The organism is Microbacterium hydrocarbonoxydans (assembly GCF_000956475.1).
GTDB classification, from domain to species: domain Bacteria; phylum Actinomycetota; class Actinomycetes; order Actinomycetales; family Microbacteriaceae; genus Microbacterium; species Microbacterium hydrocarbonoxydans_A.
Genome location: NZ_JYJB01000010.1, coordinates 767133 through 785170, shown reverse-complemented (window position 1 = coordinate 785170; position 18038 = coordinate 767133). Strand labels below are relative to the sequence as shown.

The 18038-nt window shown below is 68.8% G+C and carries 15 protein-coding genes; 8 read left to right on the top strand and 7 right to left on the bottom strand.

Annotation, left to right across the window (positions count from 1 at the left end; all coding sequences use genetic code 11):
• Position 1: 1 nt before the first annotated feature.
• Positions 2-1315 carry an iron uptake transporter deferrochelatase/peroxidase subunit gene (gene efeB, locus RS84_RS16390; protein WP_045258812.1) on the top strand — a complete coding sequence of 438 codons (1314 nt, stop codon included), beginning with the start codon at positions 2-4 and terminating at the stop codon, positions 1313-1315.
• A 7-nt stretch (positions 1316-1322) separates the two neighbouring features.
• Here the strand turns inward: efeB and RS84_RS16385 are convergent, their stop codons facing one another.
• Positions 1323-2144 carry a serine hydrolase domain-containing protein gene (locus tag RS84_RS16385; RefSeq protein WP_235281514.1) on the bottom strand — a complete coding sequence of 274 codons (822 nt, stop codon included), beginning with the start codon at positions 2142-2144 and terminating at the stop codon, positions 1323-1325.
• Between the two features lie 38 nt (positions 2145-2182).
• Positions 2183-3352 carry an acyltransferase family protein gene (locus RS84_RS16380; RefSeq protein ID WP_045258810.1) on the bottom strand — a complete coding sequence of 390 codons (1170 nt, stop codon included), beginning with the start codon at positions 3350-3352 and terminating at the stop codon, positions 2183-2185.
• Between the two features lie 110 nt (positions 3353-3462).
• On the opposite strand from RS84_RS16380, the gene RS84_RS16375 reads away from it, so the two are divergent.
• The 4 genes from RS84_RS16375 to RS84_RS16360 are packed head-to-tail and all read left to right on the top strand — an operon-like array spanning position 3463 to position 7548.
• Positions 3463-4689: an LLM class flavin-dependent oxidoreductase gene (locus tag RS84_RS16375; RefSeq protein WP_045258809.1), complete on the top strand. Its 1227-nt coding sequence runs from the start codon at positions 3463-3465 to the stop codon at positions 4687-4689.
• Between the two features lies 1 nt (position 4690).
• Positions 4691-5335: an FMN reductase gene (locus RS84_RS16370; RefSeq protein ID WP_045258808.1), complete on the top strand. Its 645-nt coding sequence runs from the start codon at positions 4691-4693 to the stop codon at positions 5333-5335.
• Between the two features lie 57 nt (positions 5336-5392).
• Positions 5393-6745: an FAD-binding oxidoreductase gene (locus RS84_RS16365; RefSeq protein WP_152641860.1), complete on the top strand. Its 1353-nt coding sequence runs from the start codon at positions 5393-5395 to the stop codon at positions 6743-6745.
• Between the two features lie 53 nt (positions 6746-6798).
• The gene (locus RS84_RS16360; protein ID WP_045258807.1) at positions 6799-7548 is read left to right on the top strand and encodes an SDR family oxidoreductase; all 750 of its coding nucleotides are present in this window, start codon (positions 6799-6801) and stop codon (positions 7546-7548) included.
• 3 nt (positions 7549-7551) lie between these two features.
• Here the strand turns inward: RS84_RS16360 and RS84_RS16355 are convergent, their stop codons facing one another.
• Together RS84_RS16355 and RS84_RS16350 are read right to left on the bottom strand one after the other, a co-directional pair.
• Entirely contained in the window at positions 7552-8247 is a 696-nt protein-coding gene (locus tag RS84_RS16355; protein WP_045258806.1) for a response regulator, read from the bottom strand.
• Positions 8244-9521 (bottom strand): ATP-binding protein, encoded by a 1278-nt coding sequence (locus RS84_RS16350; protein ID WP_045258805.1) that lies wholly within the window; start codon positions 9519-9521, stop codon positions 8244-8246. The genes RS84_RS16355 and RS84_RS16350 overlap by 4 nt, the downstream gene beginning before the upstream one ends.
• Positions 9522-9667: 146 nt before the next feature.
• Between RS84_RS16350 and RS84_RS16345 the strand changes: the two genes are divergently transcribed.
• A complete protein-coding gene (locus RS84_RS16345; protein WP_045259270.1) occupies positions 9668-11107 on the top strand; it encodes a cation:dicarboxylate symporter family transporter in 1440 nt (479 codons plus the stop codon).
• Between the two features lie 52 nt (positions 11108-11159).
• On the opposite strand, the gene RS84_RS19375 is transcribed toward RS84_RS16345, so the two are convergent.
• Positions 11160-11336, bottom strand: coding sequence for a DUF5302 domain-containing protein (locus RS84_RS19375; protein WP_160298187.1), 177 nt, complete (start codon positions 11334-11336; stop codon positions 11160-11162).
• Positions 11337-11375: 39 nt separating this feature from the next.
• On the bottom strand, positions 11376-11948 hold the full coding sequence (locus tag RS84_RS16340) for a DedA family protein (protein WP_152641859.1): 573 nt from the start codon (positions 11946-11948) through the stop codon (positions 11376-11378).
• A gap of 154 nt (positions 11949-12102) precedes the next feature.
• Here RS84_RS16340 and RS84_RS16335 point away from each other — a divergent pair, with 154 nt between their 5' ends.
• Positions 12103-14025, top strand: a complete 1923-nt coding sequence (locus tag RS84_RS16335) for a GDSL-type esterase/lipase family protein (RefSeq protein WP_235281513.1) — start codon at positions 12103-12105, stop codon at positions 14023-14025.
• A gap of 9 nt (positions 14026-14034) precedes the next feature.
• Here the strand turns inward: RS84_RS16335 and RS84_RS16330 are convergent, their stop codons facing one another.
• Positions 14035-15345 carry a UDP-glucose dehydrogenase family protein gene (locus tag RS84_RS16330; protein ID WP_045259268.1) on the bottom strand — a complete coding sequence of 437 codons (1311 nt, stop codon included), beginning with the start codon at positions 15343-15345 and terminating at the stop codon, positions 14035-14037.
• 361 nt (positions 15346-15706) lie between these two features.
• Here RS84_RS16330 and RS84_RS16325 point away from each other — a divergent pair, with 361 nt between their 5' ends.
• Positions 15707-17989, top strand: a complete 2283-nt coding sequence (locus RS84_RS16325; protein ID WP_045258803.1) for a polyribonucleotide nucleotidyltransferase — start codon at positions 15707-15709, stop codon at positions 17987-17989.
• The last annotated feature ends 49 nt before the right edge of the window (positions 17990-18038 follow it).

Here is an 18038-nt window from a genome sequence, read left to right as displayed (position 1 = left end):
GATGAGCGAAAGCACGACGGATGCCGCGGCCACCGCATCGGATGACGATGCCGTGGCCGCGGCATCCGCGTCCCCTGGTCTGAGCAGGCGCGGCCTTCTTGGCCTCGCGCTCGGCGGAGGTGTCGCCGGTCTCGCCGTCGGCGCCGGCGCTGGTCTGGCCGGAGGCGTCGCTCTCGGAAGGGCGAGGGCGGCGGACGAGGCGCAGACCGCCTACGACTTCTTCGGCTCCCATCAGGCAGGCATCACGACCCCGGTGCAGGAGCATCTGCACTTCGCGTCCTTCGACATGATGCCCCGCACGGATCGTGACGATCTCATCTCGCTGCTGCAGGACTGGTCGTACGCGGCGTCGCGCATCACCCAGGGGCTCGAGGTCAGTGCCACCGGCGCCGTCGGCGGAGACGCAGAAGAGCCGCCGGACGACACCGGCGAGGCGCAAGGGCTCCCTGCCGCCGGGCTCACGATCACGATCGGCTTCGGGCCGAGTCTGTTCGAGAACGAGGACGGCGACCGCTACGGCATCGCTGATCGGCGTCCGGCGAGCCTGCAGCGTCTTCCGGCCTTCGTGGGCGACGATCTCGATCCCGCGCATTCGCACGGCGACCTGTGCATCCAGGCCTGCGCCGACGATCCGCAGGTGGCCGTGCATGCGATCCGCAACCTCAGCAGGATCGCGTTCGGTCGGGCGCGCCTGCGGTGGTCTCAGCTGGGCTTCGGCAAGACCTCGCGCACCACCTCCGGCCAGGCGACTCCGCGAAACCTGTTCGGGTTCAAGGACGGCACCGCGAACATCCTCGCCGACGACGCGAAGGCGCTCGAGCAGAACGTCTGGGTCGCCGCATCCGATGACCCCGGCTGGATGGCCGGCGGCTCGTATCTCGTGGCCCGCAAGATCGCGATGCTCATCGAGACGTGGGACCGGGTCCGACTGAGTGAGCAGGACACGATCATCGGCCGCGAGAAAGGCAGCGGCGCCCCGCTTTCGGGCGGAGGCGAATTCACGGCGCCGAAATTCAGCGGCTCGGCGATCGATGCGAACTCGCACGTGCGACTTGCGCACCCGGATCAGAACGACGGAATCCGCATCCTCCGTCGCGGATTCAACTACGTCGACGGCAACAACGAACTGGGGCGTCTCGCCGCAGGGCTCTTCTTCCTGTCCTACCAGCGGGATCCGCAGCAGTTCATCACGCTGCAGAAGCGTCTGTCTACGGATCTGATGAGCGAGTACATCCGGCACATCGGCTCAGGCATCTGGGCGATCCCGCCGGGCGCGAAGAGCGGCTCGTACGTGGGGGCCGGGCTCTTCGCCTAGCGACGGTTCACGCCGTGAGCAGGTCCATCACGAAGAGGGCCATCGCGTCGGCCCCGAAGTGATCGGCGGCCGTGAGCGTCACGACGGCGTCCCCCGCGAAGATCAGCAGCTGGCCGTGCGCGCCATGCAGCCGCCAGCCCGCTCCTGGACCGTCCCATCCCGCGAGCGCGTAGCGCTCGTACCCCGGGCTGCTGCCTGCAGGAATCCAGTCCTCATGCATCGCGTCGACCCAGTGCGGTGAGACGATGCGCCTTTCGCGCCAGACGCCGCGATCGCGGATGAGCTGCCCGATGCGCGCGAGTTCCTGCGTGCGCAGCGCGAGCCCGCCGCCGGCGAGGATACGGCCGTTGGGGCAGCGCTCCCAGCGCGTTGCGTGTATTCCGAGTGGAGCCAGGATGCGATCGTCGATGAAGTCGCCGGCGTCGCCGACGCGAGTCGACAGCACCGCCATGGCGGTGTAGGTGCTGGCGTTCGAATACTGGAAGGCGCGCTCGGGCGCCGGTCGGCCCAGGAACTCCATCGCGAGATCCGGCCAGTCCGCCATCTCCGTCTCGGACCATGGCAGATCGACCCCGCTCGACATGCTGAGCAGGTGCCGCAGGGTCACGGCTTCGACCCCGGCTCCGGCGCGGATGCTCGGCAGAAGGTCGATGACCGGCGTGTCGACATCGATCAGGCCTGCATCCGCGGCGATGCCCGTCGCCAGCACGCACAGGCCCTTCGTGATCGAGTGGACGTCCTCGCGGACGTCCGCGGTCCAGCGGTGCTCCGCGGTGCCCTCGCCTGCGAGCACGTGCAGACCGTGAGCACGGAAGCCTGAAGCATCCACCTCCCGGACGATGCGGTCGAGGACAGTGCGGGCGCGGCTCACCGTCCCGCGCCGCCGTCCGGCGCTGCGTGCCGAGCTTCGCGTGGCCGACGTGAACCCGTCGGATCGCTGCGGTGTCCCTCACGGGAGGCCAGCTGCGGGTCGGCGAACAGCCAGGTCGGACGCGGCTCCACGAGTGGGCGGAACACTCGACGCACGGGCTTCGTCGCAAGCAGCAGCGCGATCAGTACGGAGGAGACGGTCACGAGCGGCAGCCACAGCCACGTCGGCTCGGCGTTGCGCAGGATGCCGGTCTCCCGGAACGGGTACAGGACGAACGAATGCAGCAGGAACACGTACATCGTGTACTGCCCGAAGGCCGTCCACCAGTACTGCCCGCGGGGGATGAGCGCGAAGAACGCGGCGCTGAGCACCACCGCGACGACCATGAGGGCGATGCGGATTCCTCCCGCCCACCACTGCTCGCCGCCGAGCTCCGCATAGGCGTCTTCGTAGAAGAGCCAATGGCGCAGGTCGATCTTCTGCCACAGGTCGAGCCAGAACCAGGCGGCGAGCCCGGCGCCCACGAGCAGTCCGGCGGCGATCACCCTGCTCCACCACGGACGACGCGCGAGCAGCCCGAAGCGGTTCACGATGTCATGCTCCCGCAGCCACCATCCCAGTGTGAAGAACGGAAGGAGTCCGAGGGTGCGCGACAGGGAGAACGTGCTGTCGATGTTGGGCAGATAGCCGACGCCGATCGAGATCACGACCGTCCACAGCAGCGGCCAGCGCAGCAGTGCGAGGTAGGGGAGCACAAGGCGGAAGATGCCGAGCGCGAGCAGGAACCACAGGGTCCACGACGGCTTTGTGAGGTTCGGATTCGCCTGCCCCTCGACCAGCCACTTCGCCAGCGTCCAGACGAGTTCGAAGATGAAGTACGGCACCAGGATGTCGGTGATGATCCGCGCCATCTGCACCCTGGTCGGCGAGCCCGACTTCGAGAAGTAGCCGGAGATGATCGCGAACGCCGGCATGTGGAAGGCGTACAGCGCCAGGTAGAACGCCAGAGCGATGTCGGAGTCGTAGATGAGCCGTTGGATCGCGTGGCCCAGCACCACGAGCACGATGCACACGTAGCGCGCGTTGTCCCAGAACGGCACTCTCCGGCGCGGCTTCGGAATGCTCCCGGTGACGGGCGTCGTCGAGTCTGCTCCGGCGCTGTTCATCCTCCGAGGCTACCCCCGGGAATAAAGTTGGTGCGGTCGCGTTGACTCATATACATTCAAATGAATAGAAACGGATGCAGGGTCATCCGATTCGGAGAGCATGGAGAATCATGAGCGAGCAGTCAGGCGCACAGGCGATGCAGTTCGGCATCATGTCGGTCAGCGACATCACCCGCGACCCCACCACCGGCGTCACTCCCAGCGAGCAGGAGCGCATCAAGGCGACCCTGACCATCGCCAAGCACGCCGAGGAGGTCGGTCTTGACGTCTTCGCGATCGGGGAGCATCACAATCCGCCGTTCTGGTCCTCCAGCCCCACCACCTTCCTCGCCGCGCTCGCCGCGCAGACCGAGCGTCTGATCGTCTCCACCTCGACCACGCTGATCACTACGAACGACCCCGTGCGCATCGCCGAGGAGTACGCGATGCTGCAGCACGTGTCCGACGGGCGCATGGACCTCATGCTCGGCCGCGGCAACACCGGGCCGGTCTACCCCTGGTTCGGGCAGGATATCCGTCAGGGCCTTCCGCTGGCGATCGAGAACTACGCGCTGCTGCGCAAGCTCTGGGATCAGGACGTCGTCGACTGGGAGGGCAAGTTCCGCACTCCGCTGCAGGGGTTCACCTCGACTCCTCGCCCGCTCGACGGCATCTCGCCGTTCGTGTGGCACGGCTCGATCCGCACCCCGGAGATCGCCGAGCAGGCCGCGTATTACGGGGACGGCTTCTTCGCGAACAACATCTTCTGGCCCAAGGAGCACTACCAGCGTCTGATCGAGCTCTACCGCCAGCGCTTCGCGCACTACGGCCATGGCACACCCGAGCAGGCGATCGTGGGCCTGGGCGGCCAGGTGTTCATGGCGGCGAAGTCGCAGGACGCGGTCACTCAGTTCCGGCCGTACTTCGACAACGCCCCGGTCTACGGTCACGGACCGAGCCTCGAGGACTTCAGCGAGATGACTCCGCTGACCGTCGGATCGCCGCAGCAGGTGATCGACCGCTATGCCGCCATGCGCGAGCACTACGGCGACTACCAGCGCCAGCTGTTCCTCATCGATCACGCAGGTCTCCCTCTCAAGACCGTTCTCGAGCAGCTCGACATCCTCGGTTCGGAGGTCGTGCCGGTGCTGCGCGCGGAGCTCGCGAAAGATCGCCCTGAGGCTGTTCCGGATGCTCCCACCCACGCCGCACGTGTGAAGGCCGTGTACGGCGACGGCCCGACCCGTCAGGCGCGCCCCGGGGCGAATCGCGGAGACAACCTCACCGGCGACTCGCCCTATCAGGACACGCCGGCGCCTGCCGGCGCCGCGTTCGGGCTCGGTCGGAAGGAGGCCTGAGATGACCACTCGTCGCATCGCCGTCGTCTCGGCCGGCCTCTCCAACCCGTCGTCCACCCGGATGCTCGCCGACCGGCTGGCCGCTGAGACCGTCAAGGCGCTCGCCGCAGAGGGCATCGAGGCGAGCATCGACGTGATCGAGCTGCGCGACTACGCGCACGACATCACGAACAACATGCTCACCGGCTTCGCGCCTCCCGCCCTCGAGACCGCGATCAACACGGTCGTCTCGGCCGATGCCCTGATCGCGGTAACGCCGATCTTCTCGACGAGTTACTCGGGGCTGTTCAAGTCGTTCATCGACGTGCTCGACCCCGATGCGCTCACGGGAAAGCCGGTCCTGATCGGCGCCAACGCGGGAACCGCGAGGCACTCGCTCGCCATCGACTACGCCATCCGGCCGCTGTTCGCCTACCTGCATGCCGACGCGGTGTCCACCGGCGTCTTCGCGGCGTCCAGCGACTGGGGCGGTGCCGGTGATGACGTCGCCCCGCTCGCGAAGCGCGTCGAGAAGGGCGCCAAGGAGCTGGCGGTCGCGATCGCCGCACGCGACACCGTAGCAGTCGCCGACCCCTACGACCCGGCCACCTACCTCGGTGAGGGGCGCTCGTTCGGGCACATGCTGGGCGGTCTCGCCGGAGAGTGATCCACCGAGGGGCGTGACGCCGTCGACAATGTCCGTGTGACATCGTACGGTGGCGTCATGCCCCTTCCCTCTGCGCTCGAGACGGCCCGCGCGACACTGACCGGCTCGCTCCTGCTCCCGTCCGACGACGCCTTCGACCAGGCGCGTCGCCCGTGGAATCTCGCCATCGAGCAGACTCCGGCCGCGGTGGCGGAGCCTGCGGACATCGACGATCTCAGGATGCTTCTGAGCGCTGCCCGTGACGCGGGCGCGACTCTCGCGATGCAACCCAGCGGCCACGGCGCCTCGGGAAACCTCGGTGGCGCGGTGATCCTGCGCATGGCGGCCTTCGATGATCTCGATGTAGACGTGGTCGCCGGGCGAGTGCGCGTCGGCAGCGGCGTGCGATGGGGTGCGGTGGTCGACGCCCTCGAGGGGACGGGCTGGGCGGCTCCGGCAGGAACCAGCCCCGTGGTGAGCGTGGCCGGCTACACGCTCGGCGGAGGACATTCGTGGTTCAGCCGCACGGCGGGGTTGGGCTCCGACAACCTCCGCGCCGTCTGGATCGTCCGACCCGACGGCTCGCACGAGCGCGTCGATGACGAGAGCGATCCCGACCTCATGTGGGCGCTGCGGGGCGCCGGAGGCGTCGTCGGCCTGGTCACAGCGCTGGAGATCGATCTCGTCCGCACGCCGGCTCTGTGGGGCAGCGCGCTGACCTTCGACGCGGCGGATGCCGCGGCGGTGCTGCGCGCCGTGCGCGATCTGGCTGCCATCGCGCCGTCTGGGATGAACGTCTTCATGAATTCTCTTCGTCTTCCCGACGCGCCTCAGGTGCCCGAGGAGATCCGCGGACGCAGCTTCCTCACTGTGCAGGCGCTCTCCGCCGATGGAGCCGCGGAAGACCTGCTCGCGCCCGTGCGAGGCGCCGGGCGCGTTCAGCGCGAGGTATCGGGGGCGACGTCTCCGGCCGCGCTCGCCGCCGCCTCCAACGAGCCGACCGAGCCGACGCCGGGGCGTGGGGCAGCCGTGGCGCTGTCGGCGTTCGACGACGCGACGATCGAGCAGTTGATGGAATTTCGTCAGCGGGACGAGCAGCGGCCGATCATGAGCATCGACATCCGCATGCTCGGCGGCGCCCTCGACGAACCACGACGCGCCGGTTTCGCGTCGCTGCAGGGCGCACAGTGGCTTCTGCATGCTCTTGCTCCGCTGTTCCCCGGCTCGCCTGCCGAGCCGGGCTCAGAGAGTCTGAGGGGGTTCCTCGAACTGCTCGACCCGGTGCGGTCGCCCCGCACGGTGGCGACGTTCCTCGCGCCGGGCCAGACTCTCGAACGCTGCGGCTCCGCCGCCGATATCGAGCGCCTGCGCGCTCTTCGCGATCGTGTCGACCCGGAAGCGATCCTGCACGAAGGCAGGCTGCCGCGCTGAGACCGCCTGCGCACGATAGCGTCGACGCGGCGCACACCGTTCGGAGGAGAGACATGGAGATCGCAGTCGCAGGCGGAACCGGCATCGCCGGCAGCGAGGTCGTGCGCATCGCGCAACAGCGCGGACATCGCGTCCGGGTCCTCACCCGTGGCAACGGCGTCGACGTCCGCTCCGGTGCGGGCCTCGAGGAGGCGCTCGCTGCCACCGACGTCGTGGTCGACGTGCTCAGCACCTCGACCCGAAGCGCCCGCGCATCCGCCGACTTCTTCACCGAGACGTCTTCGCATCTTCTCGCCTCAGGTCTCCGGGCGGGAGTCGGCCACCACATCGCCCTGTCGATCGTCGGCGTCGACCGCGCCCCGTACGGCTACTACGCCGGCAAGCTCGCGCAGGAGCAGACGGTGCAGTCGGGCCAGGTGCCCTGGACGATCCAGCGGGCGACGCAGTTCCACGATTTCGCCGCGCAGACCTATCACGGGGCGGCGTTCGGTCCTGTTCATCTCGCTCTGAGGATGCGCACGCAGCCCATCTCCGTCGTGGAGGTCGCCATGCGCCTTGTCGACCTCGCCGAGGCCGGGCCGGCGGGGCGCGCGCGAGACATCGCGGGACCGCGCGAAGAGCAGCTCGCCGACATGATGCGGTCGTGGGCCGCTCACACCGGGCGCCGCGGCTGGATGCCGGCGTTCGCCCTGCCAGGAGCCTTCGGGCGCGCCATTCGCGACGGCAGCGTCCTTCCGGGTTCGGATGCCGATCTCGGGACCGTCACGTTCGCCGACTGGCTCGCAGCGCAGCCACGGGGCTGAAGGTCAGCCCGCAGCGCTCCCGCCGCGAACCCACGCGTACTCGGTCTCCGGACGCCCCGGTGCTCCATAGCGCGCGGCGCGAGCGATCACGCCGTCGGCGGCGAGATGCTCGAGGTAGCGCCGTACCGCGACCCGAGACATCCCCAGCGCGGCGGCAGCCTCGCTGGCCGAGAGCGGACCGGACGCCCGCACGACGTCGGCTACCCGCCCGAGCGTGTCCGGTGAGAGGCCTTTGGGCAGCGGCATCCGTCCTCCTGAGCGGCCGAGCAGCGCATCGATCTCGGCTTGCGTCGCCTCTCCATCCGTCGATCGCGCCTTCAGCCTGTGCTCTTTGAATGCGAGCAGGCGTTCGCTGAACGTCGCGAAGGAGAACGGCTTGACCAGGTACTGGTAGACGCCGAGCGCCGCCATCTGCCGCACGGTCTCGGCATCCCGCACGCCGGTGATGGCGATGACATCCACGGATGCCCCCCGGGCGCGGAGCGTCCGCAGCACGTCGATGCCGGTGCCGTCCGGCATGGTGATGTCGAGCAGCACGAGGTCGAACGCGCGGCCTTCAGGAGGATCGAGAACGGCGGCGAGCGCCGCACGGGCTCCGCTGCATTCGCCGCCGGCGGTGAACCCGTCGAGCCGCTCGAGATAGGTGCGGTGCAGTTCCACTGTCAGGGCGTCGTCGTCGACGATGAGGGTGCGGATCACGACGTGCGCCTCCGTGCGGGCGGAAGCGTCACGCGGAATGTCGTGGGGGAGTCGAGGATCTCGACCGTCCCGCCGGCCTCTTCGACCACGGACCGCACGAGGGCCAGCCCTACGCCGCGCCCGTCTGCATCAGCGGGCTTCGTGGAGAAGCCGTGCTCGAAGATGCGCGTGCGCAGCTCCATCGGCACACCCGGACCGCTGTCGGCGACCTCTAGCACGATGCCGCCGGCATCCGAAGGGCGCAACACCACCTCGACCCAGCGCTCGGCGGCAGTCGCTGCGGCGTCCATAGCGTTGTCGATGAGATTTCCGAGAACCGACACGCTGTCGACCGGCGCGAGCTGCGAGCGCGGAGTGTCCGGCTCGATGCGCACGCGCCAGTCGATGCCCTTCTCCTTCGCCTGAGACGCCTTGCCCAGCAGCAGGGCGCCGACCGTCGGGTCGCCATGCCGGCGCGCGGTCACCTGATCGACGAGGAACTGACTCTCGCGAGAGGTCTCCGTGAGGATGTCGATCGCCTCCTTCGTCCGCCCGAGCTCGAGCAGAGCCACAGCGGTGTGCATCCGATTGCCGTGCTCGTGCGTCTGCGCACGCAGAGCCTCGCCGAGGGTCCGGATCGACTCGTAGGACGACACCGCATCACGAAGCGTGCCTGGTGGAAGATCACCGGCGATGCTCCGGGCGACCCTGCGTGCGAACCATGCGCCGAGAGCGCCGACCCCGATCAGCAGGGCCGTGATCGCGAGAGACAGCGGCAGTCGTCGCAGCAGGGTCTCGGAGATGGACTCCGTGGTCACGCCCGCAGAGACCCAGCCCACCAGGGCTCCGTCGTCGGCGGAGACGGGAACGATCGTGCGCACGGAGGGGCCCAGGGTTCCCGTGAAGGTCTCGGTGAAGGGCGCGGGGCGGGACGGGATCGTGCCGAGGTACCGGGATCCGATCTGCTCCGGGTCGGGATGGGTGATGCGCACACCCGCCGGCGTCATGATGGTGACGAAGTCCAGTCCGGCGTCCTCGATGACTGCGAGCGCGTACGGCTCGAGTGCCGCGGACGCCGCCTCACGGTCGCGACTGCGAAGAGCGGCGACCACGTCACCCGAGGCTGCGACCGTCGAGGCGCTCACCGCGGTGACCCGCTCGGCCTCGGCCTGAACCGCCCGCTGCGTCTCGACGACGAGGAAGCCGGCTACGAGAACGCCGAGCACGAGTGCAGCGGACAGCAGCACCAGGAACACGCGCGAGGCGACGCTGCGGGTGCGGCGTGGACGTGTCATGTCGCTCCTGCGCTCGTCGTCGGGTCGTCAGTGACCAATACGACCACAAATGGCGCGGTCGCGCGACGTCGGCCACCGTGGGGTTCACGGACGCGAGGTCGCGGCTGGCACATGACACGACGACGTTCATGATCGAGGAGGACCACATGGCCATCACAACCGGATTCACCCTGCCGGGTTTCCACTGGCGGCGAGGCAAGCAATCCTGGGACCGGCACACCTGGCTGTACGTGTCCGTGCTGCTCGCGGTGGTGCTGGGCGCTCTCGTCGGGCTCATCTGGCCGGATGTGGCCCAGGGTTTCGAGGCACTGGGGAAGGGCTTCGTCGCGCTCATCAAGATGATGATCGCCCCAATCATCTTCTGCACGATCGTGATCGGCGTCGGCTCCATCGCCAAAGCCGCGACCGTCGGCAAGATCGGCGGCCTCGCGCTGCTGTACTTCATGGTCATGTCGACCTTCGCGCTCGCGATCGGCCTGGTCGTCGGCAACATCATCCACCCGGGTGAGGGCCTGAACATGGCCGGCGCCTCATACGACGCGACCGGCACCGAGGCCAAGACCACGCAGGAGTTCATCCTGGGCATCATCCCGCCCACGTTCTTCGGCGCCTTCACGGGCGAGAGCGTGCTGCAGGTCCTGTTCATCGCACTCCTGGTCGGCTTCGCGCTGCAGGGCCTCGGCGAGCGGGGCGCCGGCATCATGGACGCCGTGAAGCAGCTGCAGAAGCTGGTGTTCCGCATCCTCGGCATGATCCTCTGGCTGGCCCCCATCGGGGCGTTCGGCGCGATCGCCGCGGTCGTCGGGAAGACGGGTGTCGCGGCGATCTGGAGTCTCGGCATCCTCATGGTCGCGTTCTACATCACCTGCATCCTGTTCATCGTCGTCGTGCTGGGCACCCTGCTGTGGGTCGTGACCAGGGTGAGCATCTTCAGCCTGATGAAGTACCTCGGCCGCGAGTACCTGCTGATCGTCGGCACCTCCTCGTCGGAGTCGGCGCTTCCCCGTCTGATCGCGAAGATGGAGCACGTCGGCGTCTCCAAGCCTGTGGTCGGCATCACGGTGCCCACCGGATACTCGTTCAACCTCGACGGCACGGCGATCTATCTGACGATGGCGTCGCTGTTCATCGCCACCGGGCTCGGGCAGCCGATGACGATCGGAGAGCAGATCGGTCTGCTCGTCTTCATGATCATCGCGAGCAAGGGCGCTGCGGGGGTCACCGGCGCGGGTCTGGCCACTCTGGCCGGCGGCCTGCAGGCGTACCGTCCGGATCTCGTCGACGGGGTCGGAGTGATCGTCGGCATCGATCGGTTCATGTCAGAGGGCCGCGCACTGACCAACTTCACCGGAAACGCCGTGGCCACGCTGCTCATCGGAACGTGGACCCGGCAGATCGACCGCACCAGGGTGGGCCGGGTGCTGAGCGGGGAACTGCCCTTCGACGAGTCGGTCCTGGACGGAGTCGACGGGCACGAGCCGGCATCGTCTCCGCAGGCGGCAGACCTGCATGAGCTGAACGAGGCAGCGGTCGCAGAGATGTCGGCGAAGGAGCAGCGGGCGCGCGAGCGCGCGACTCAGGGCTGAGCAGGAGTGAGGGATGCGGGAGCCGACGACGTCGGCTCCCGCATCCGCGCGGTCAACCGCTCTTGCGTCGGAACTCGCGCCGCGTCTGCGGGGCGTGCGCGCCGTGGACGGCGGAGTCGCCGTCGAGGTGGGCTTCGCCCTGCCGGTGGTGCGCGTTCTTCTTCTCGAGCGCTTCCTTGAACTTGCGCTTCATGTCCTCGGGAGAGGATGCGCCTTCTTCGGTGCTCATGTCCGCCAGCCTAGGGCACGTCGCCCGGTCCCGGTCGGGTCATCGCCGCAGTCTGCGCGTCAGCATGTCGATCACCGCGCCCAGCGCTATCGCGACGGCGATCGACACGAGCACTGCGACGACGGGACCGCCCGGAAGGAAGGTCGCAACGACCGCTCCGACGGATGCCTGGTAGACGGCCCACCCGATGGCCGCCACGAAGACGAGCGCGAAATAGCGCGGCGGATGGATGCGCGACGCCCCCGCGACGAGGTTGATAGCCAGCCGGGCGAAGGGCACGAAGCGCGCGGTGAACAGGACTGTCGCCGTGCCGGCATCCAGACGCCGCCGCGCCCACTGCAGCGCGCCCTGCACCCGCGTCGTGCGCATCCAGCGCCAGCGCTCGACACCGACGGTGCGCCCGATCAGGTAGCACGCGATGTCGCCTGCGGCGGCGGCAAGGCCCGCGCAGACGATCACCGCCCAGAGCGGAGGCGCACCAGCGCTGGCCGAGATCGCCCCCAGTGCGGTCACGGCGATCTCGCCCGGGATCACCACGAGGAACGCGTCGCCCAGGACGAGAACGCTCATGACGATCAGAGCCCAGGGCGTCGTCAGCAGGTCGGTCGGCACACATACAGCCTGCGCGCCCCAGGTGAACGGCAACCAACGATCGGATAGCCGGTGACCGGCGTTCCAGCATCCGGTGAACATCTGGTGCGCTGAGCCGTTTCCGCCTGTTCCGTGCGCGGGCGGGCGGCATTCTGAGGGTGTGAGAGTCGCGATCGTGACAGAGTCCTTCCTTCCGCACATGAACGGTGTCACCGGATCCGTGCTGCAGATCCTGAAGCACCTCGAACGCACGGGCCACGACACGCATGTCATCGCGCCGGATGCCGCGGGGATGCCGACCTCGCTGCACGGGGCCGACGTCGAGGCCATCCCCAGCTTCGCCCTGCCGGGCTACCGGAACGTGCGAGTCGGCACGTCGCCCGCGCATCGCGTGGCAGCATCCCTCCGCCGATTCCGTCCCGACGTCGTGCACCTGGCGTCCCCGTTCGCACTGGGGTGGCGCGGTGTGCTCGCGGCCGACAGGCTCGACGTCGCATCCGTGGCGGCCTACCAGACCGACATCGCCGCCTACACCGAGCGGTACCGGATCGCCGCCACGACGGGCATCGCGGAAGCCCACATCGCGCGTCTGCACCGACGCGCGACACTCACCCTCGCGCCGTCGACCGAATCCGCGCAGCAGCTCGCCTCGCTCGGAGTCGATCGGATCCGACGCTGGGGCAGGGGAGTGGACGCCGAGCGCTTCCAGCCCCTCAGGCGCAGCCAGGAGCTCCGCGCCAGGTGGGGCGCCGATGTCGTGATCGGCTACGTCGGGCGACTCGCTCCGGAGAAGCAGGTGGAGGATCTCGTGGCGCTGCGCGGCATCCCCGGCGCTCGACTCGTGATCGTCGGCGACGGGCCGAGCCGTCAGCGCCTCGAGTCTCTGCTGCCGGACGCGCTGTTCCTCGGTCAGCTGGACGGTGACGCGCTCTCGGCAGCGATGGCGTCATTCGACCTGTTCGTGCATCCAGGGGAGAGCGAGACGTTCGGGCAGACGCTTCAGGAGGCTCATGCCAGCGGGGTGCCCGTGGTCGCCACCGGGCGAGGCGGACCTCTCGACCTCGTGCGCATGGGCATCGATGGCTGGCTCTACCGACCGGGCGATCTCGACGACCTCCGGATGCGAGTGAACGATCTCGCCGGTGACGCCCGCAAGCGCCGGGCTTTCGGCGAGGCAGGCCGCGCGGCGGTGCAGGGACGTAGCTGGGCGCAGGTGTGCGACCAGCTGCTCGAGCACTATGACGAGGCCAGGATGCTGGGCGCCGCCGACCGCAGCCTGCGCGCTCGCCGCGTCGTCCGACCTGAGAGGTCGGCATCGGCGGGTGACCGGCGCTGGAGCAGGTACGTCGCGCTGGGCGATTCGCTCACAGAGGGGCTGTGCGATCCCGCACCGGACGGCTCGCTGCGCGGATGGGCCGATCGCCTCGCACTGCTGCTCGCCGCGCGGGGCGGCCTTCGCTACGCGAATCTCGCGATCCGTTCCAAGCGCGTGGCTGACGTATGCGGCCCGCAGCTCGAGCGTGCTCTGCAGCTTCAGCCCGATCTCGTCTCGATCCTGGTCGGGGCGAACGATCTCGTGAAGCATCGCGCCGACGTTGCGGCGCTCGCTCGGCAGGTTGAAGAGGCGATCGTGCAGCTCAGAGCGATCGGGGCCGACGTGCTGCTGGTCACGCCGTTCCTGCCGGGGCGCCGCGCCGCGGCGATCTACACTCGGCGCTTCGCCGCGTTCGCGACGGCTCTCGCCGGCGTCGCGGCGCGCACCGGCGCCATTCTGATCGACACCGATCTGCATCCGACGCTGCGGGAGAGGCCGAACTGGGGAGAGGACCTCGTGCACCTGAGCAGCCGGGGGCATCGCTTCCTCGCTTACCGCGCGGGAGAGGTTCTGAGCGTGCCGCACGCCGATGCACTGGGTGCCCTCGATGCCGCGCTTCACGAGCACGAGTCGATCGGGGCGGGTCTCTGGTGGCGCAGGCACGCACTGCCCTGGGTGTGGCGCCGTCTGCACGGACGTGCCGCCGGCGACGGACGGGTCGCCAAGCATGACGACTACATCTACCTGGGTCGCTCGAACGTCAGGCGGGACGTCGAGGTGTAGCTCAGGCGCTCAGCGCCGGCCCATGCCGTGATAGGCCCAGCCCGCCGCCCGCCACGCGGAGGAGTCGAGGCAGTTGCGACCGTCGATGATCACGCGACCCGAGACCAGGGCGCCCGCATGCTCCGGCGACAGCTGTCTGCGGTACTCGTCCCACTCGGTCACCACCACGACCGCGTCCGCGCCGCGCAGGGCCTCGTCCCGCTCGGGTTCGTACCCGAGCTGCGGCTGCACGGCCCTGGCGTTGTCGATCGCTGCAGGATCTGTCACCATCACATCGGCGCCGAGACCGCGGAGGCGCACCGCCACGTCGAGCGCGGGGGAGTCCCGGATGTCGTCGCTGAACGGCTTGAACGCGGCACCGAGAACGGCGATGCGCTTGCCGAACACCAGCCCTCCCAGAGAGTCGACGACCAGCTCCACCGCACGATCGCGACGACGCAGGTTGATGGCATCCACCTCGTGCAGGAACCCGACCGACTCGCCGCGGCCGAGCTCCTCCGCACGCGCGGCGAAGGCCCTGATGTCCTTGGGCAGGCATCCGCCGCCGAACCCGATGCCCGATCCCAGGTAGCGGCGTCCGATCCGCGTGTCGTGTCCGAGAGCATCGGCGAGCAGGGTCACATCGGCGCCGGAGGCCTCGGCGATCTCGGCCATCGCATTGATGAACGAGATCTTCGTCGCGAGGAACGCGTTGGCCGCGCCCTTCACGAGCTCCGCGGTCGCCAGGTCGGTCACGAGGAAGGGCGCGCCGGCGTCGATCGCGTGGTGGTAGACCTCGCGGAGTGTCTCGCTCGCGCGCTCGCCGGAGGCGCCCGTCGACACCCCGACCACGATGCGGTCGGGCGTGATCGTGTCATGCACGGCCCAGCCCTCGCGCAGGAACTCCGGGTTCCAGGCGAGCGTCGCCCCCGTCTCCGCGATCCGCTCCGAGATCCCGGCTGCGGTGCCGACCGGCACGGTCGACTTGCCGGCGACGACGTCACCCGGACGAAGATGAGGGATCAGCGCGTCGACCGCGGCGTCGACGAATCGCAGATCCGCTGAGTGACCTCCGGCCAGCTGCGGGGTGCCGACCGCGAGGAAGTGCACGCTCGCTCCTGCCGCATCCGCCGCCCGCGTGCTGAATCGCAGCCGGCCCGATGCGAGACCGGCCTGCACGAGCTCGCTCAGCTGCGGTTCGAAGAACGGCGCGGTGCCGGCCGACAGCGCCTGGACCTTGCTGTCGTCGACGTCGATGCCGATCACGTCGTGTCCGATCGAGGCCATCGCGGCGGCGTGCACGGCACCGAGGTAGCCGCAGCCGATCACTGACATGCGCATGGATACAGGAGAGCGGATGCCGCCCACGGTGCGGCATCCGAGAGGTGAACGGAGCGTGGCCGCTGCGTGGACGATCCGCGATGTGTGCGCGCACGGCGGCTTTCCACGGTCTCGCTGATAGGCTGGATGGGGTCGATCTGCGTCGACCTACAACTTCATATCGACTCATGGAGCGATCGGCGGAGAAGCTGGTCCCCTGTGGTGGGTTCCTCGGCGGTCGTCGGGTGGCTTTCTACTGGTGGCCAGCGCAGGTGACATTCGCGGGATTGCCCGCGCGCCCGAACCCCGCACGTCCGCTCCTTCATGAACACGCTCGCGCGTCATACGGATTCGCGAGTCTAAACAAAGAAGGAGAGACCTCTTGGAAGGTCCTGAAATCACCGCCACCGAGGCCGTTCTCGACAACGGCCGCTTCGGCACCCGCACCATCCGCTTCGAGACCGGCCGCCTCGCGCAGCAGGCTCAGGGCGCAGTCGCCGCGTACCTCGACGGCGAGACCATGCTCCTCTCGGCCACCAGCGCAGGCAAGCACCCGCGTGAGGGCTTCGACTTCTTCCCGCTGACGGTCGACGTCGAGGAGCGCTCCTACGCCGCCGGCAAGATCCCCGGCTCGTTCTTCCGTCGTGAGGGACGCCCGTCGACCGAGGCCATCCTGGTCTGCCGTCTGATCGACCGTCCGCTGCGTCCGTCCTTCGTCGACGGCCTGCGCAACGAGGTCCAGATCGTCATCACGGTGCTCTCGATCGCACCGGGCGAGTTCTACGACGCGCTGGCCATCAACGCCGCGTCCGCGTCTACCCAGATCTCGGGTCTTCCGTTCTCCGGCCCCGTCGCCGGTGTGCGCCTGGCATTCATCCCCGGTCAGGGCGAGCACGCCGACCAGTGGGTCGCGTTCCCGACCGCCGAGCAGGTCTCGGAGGCGGTGTTCGACCTGATCGTCGCCGGTCGTGTCGTCACGAAGGCCGACGGCTCCGAGGATGTCGCGATCATGATGGTCGAGGCCGAGGCGACCGAGGGCAGCTGGAACCTCATCAAGGCCGGCGCCACCAAGCCGAACGAGGAGATCGTCGCTCAGGGACTCGAGGCATCGAAGCCCTTCATCGCTCAGCTCGTCAAGGCTCAGGCCGAGCTCGCCGCCACCGCGTCGAAGGAGCCGGGCGTCTACCCGGTCTTCCCGCCGTACGCCCCCGAGGTGCTCGACTTCGTCTCGGAGCGCGCGTTCGCCGAGCTCACCGACGTGTACCAGATCGCCGACAAGGCAGAGCGTCAGAACGCCGACGACGCGATCAAGGACCGCGTCAAGGGCGAGCTGGCTGCGGCCGTCGAGGCGGGCACGCTGCCCGAGTCGGCTCTCGCGGAGTTCTCTGCCGCCTACAAGTCGGTCACGAAGCGCATCGTCCGCGGACGCATCCTCACCGAGGGGTCCCGCATCGACGGTCGTGGTCTGGCGGACATCCGTCCGCTCGACGCCGAGGTGCAGGTCATCCCGCGCGTGCACGGCTCCGCGATCTTCCAGCGCGGCGAGACCCAGATCCTGGGCGTCACCACGCTGAACATGCTCAAGATGGAGCAGCAGATCGACTCGCTGTCCCCGACGACGAGCAAGCGCTACATGCACCACTACAACTTCCCGCCGTACTCGACCGGTGAGACCGGCCGCGTGGGCTCGCCGAAGCGTCGCGAGATCGGGCACGGCTTCCTCGCCGAGCGTGCGCTCGTCCCGGTTCTGCCGAGCCGCGAGGAGTTCCCCTACGCGATCCGTCAGGTCTCCGAGGCGCTGAGCTCCAACGGCTCGACCTCGATGGGCTCCGTCTGCGCGTCGACCCTGTCGCTGCTGAACGCGGGTGTGCCGCTGCGTGCTCCCGTGGCCGGCATCGCGATGGGCCTCGTCTCCGACGAGGTCGATGGTGAGACCCGCTACGCGGCGCTGACCGACATCCTGGGTGCTGAGGATGCTCTCGGCGACATGGACTTCAAGGTCGCGGGCACGAGCGAGTTCGTGACGGCGATCCAGCTCGACACGAAGCTCGACGGCATCCCCTCATCGGTGCTGGCCGGCGCCCTGACCCAGGCTCGTGAGGCTCGTCTGACGATCCTCAACGTCCTGAACTCGGCGATCGACGCCCCGGACGAGATGGCGCCCACCGCGCCTCGCGTCATCAGCGTCCAGATCCCCGTCGACAAGATCGGCGAGCTGATCGGCCCGAAGGGCAAGACGATCAACGCGATCCAGGACGAGACCGGCGCGCAGATCTCCATCGAGGAGGACGGCACCGTCTACATCGGCGCGACCGACGGCCCCTCGGCCGAGGCCGCCCGCGCCCAGGTCAACGCGATCGCCAACCCGACCAACCCCGAGGTCGGCGAGCAGTTCCTCGGAACCGTCGTGAAGATCGCCACGTTCGGCGCCTTCATCTCGCTGCTTCCGGGCAAGGACGGCCTGCTGCACGTCACCGAGGTGCGCAAGCTCGCCGGTGGCAAGCGCGTCGAGAACGTCGAAGACGTCCTCTCGGTCGGTCAGAAGATCCTCGTGAAGATCACGAAGATCGACGACCGCGGCAAGCTGTCGCTCGAGCCCGTGCTCGACGACGCTCCGGCAGCCGACGCCGAGGCTGCTCCTGCGGAGGACGCCGCAGCCGAGTAAGCACCGCTCGCACGACAGAACCCGGGCCTCGCCGAGCGAGGTCCGGGTT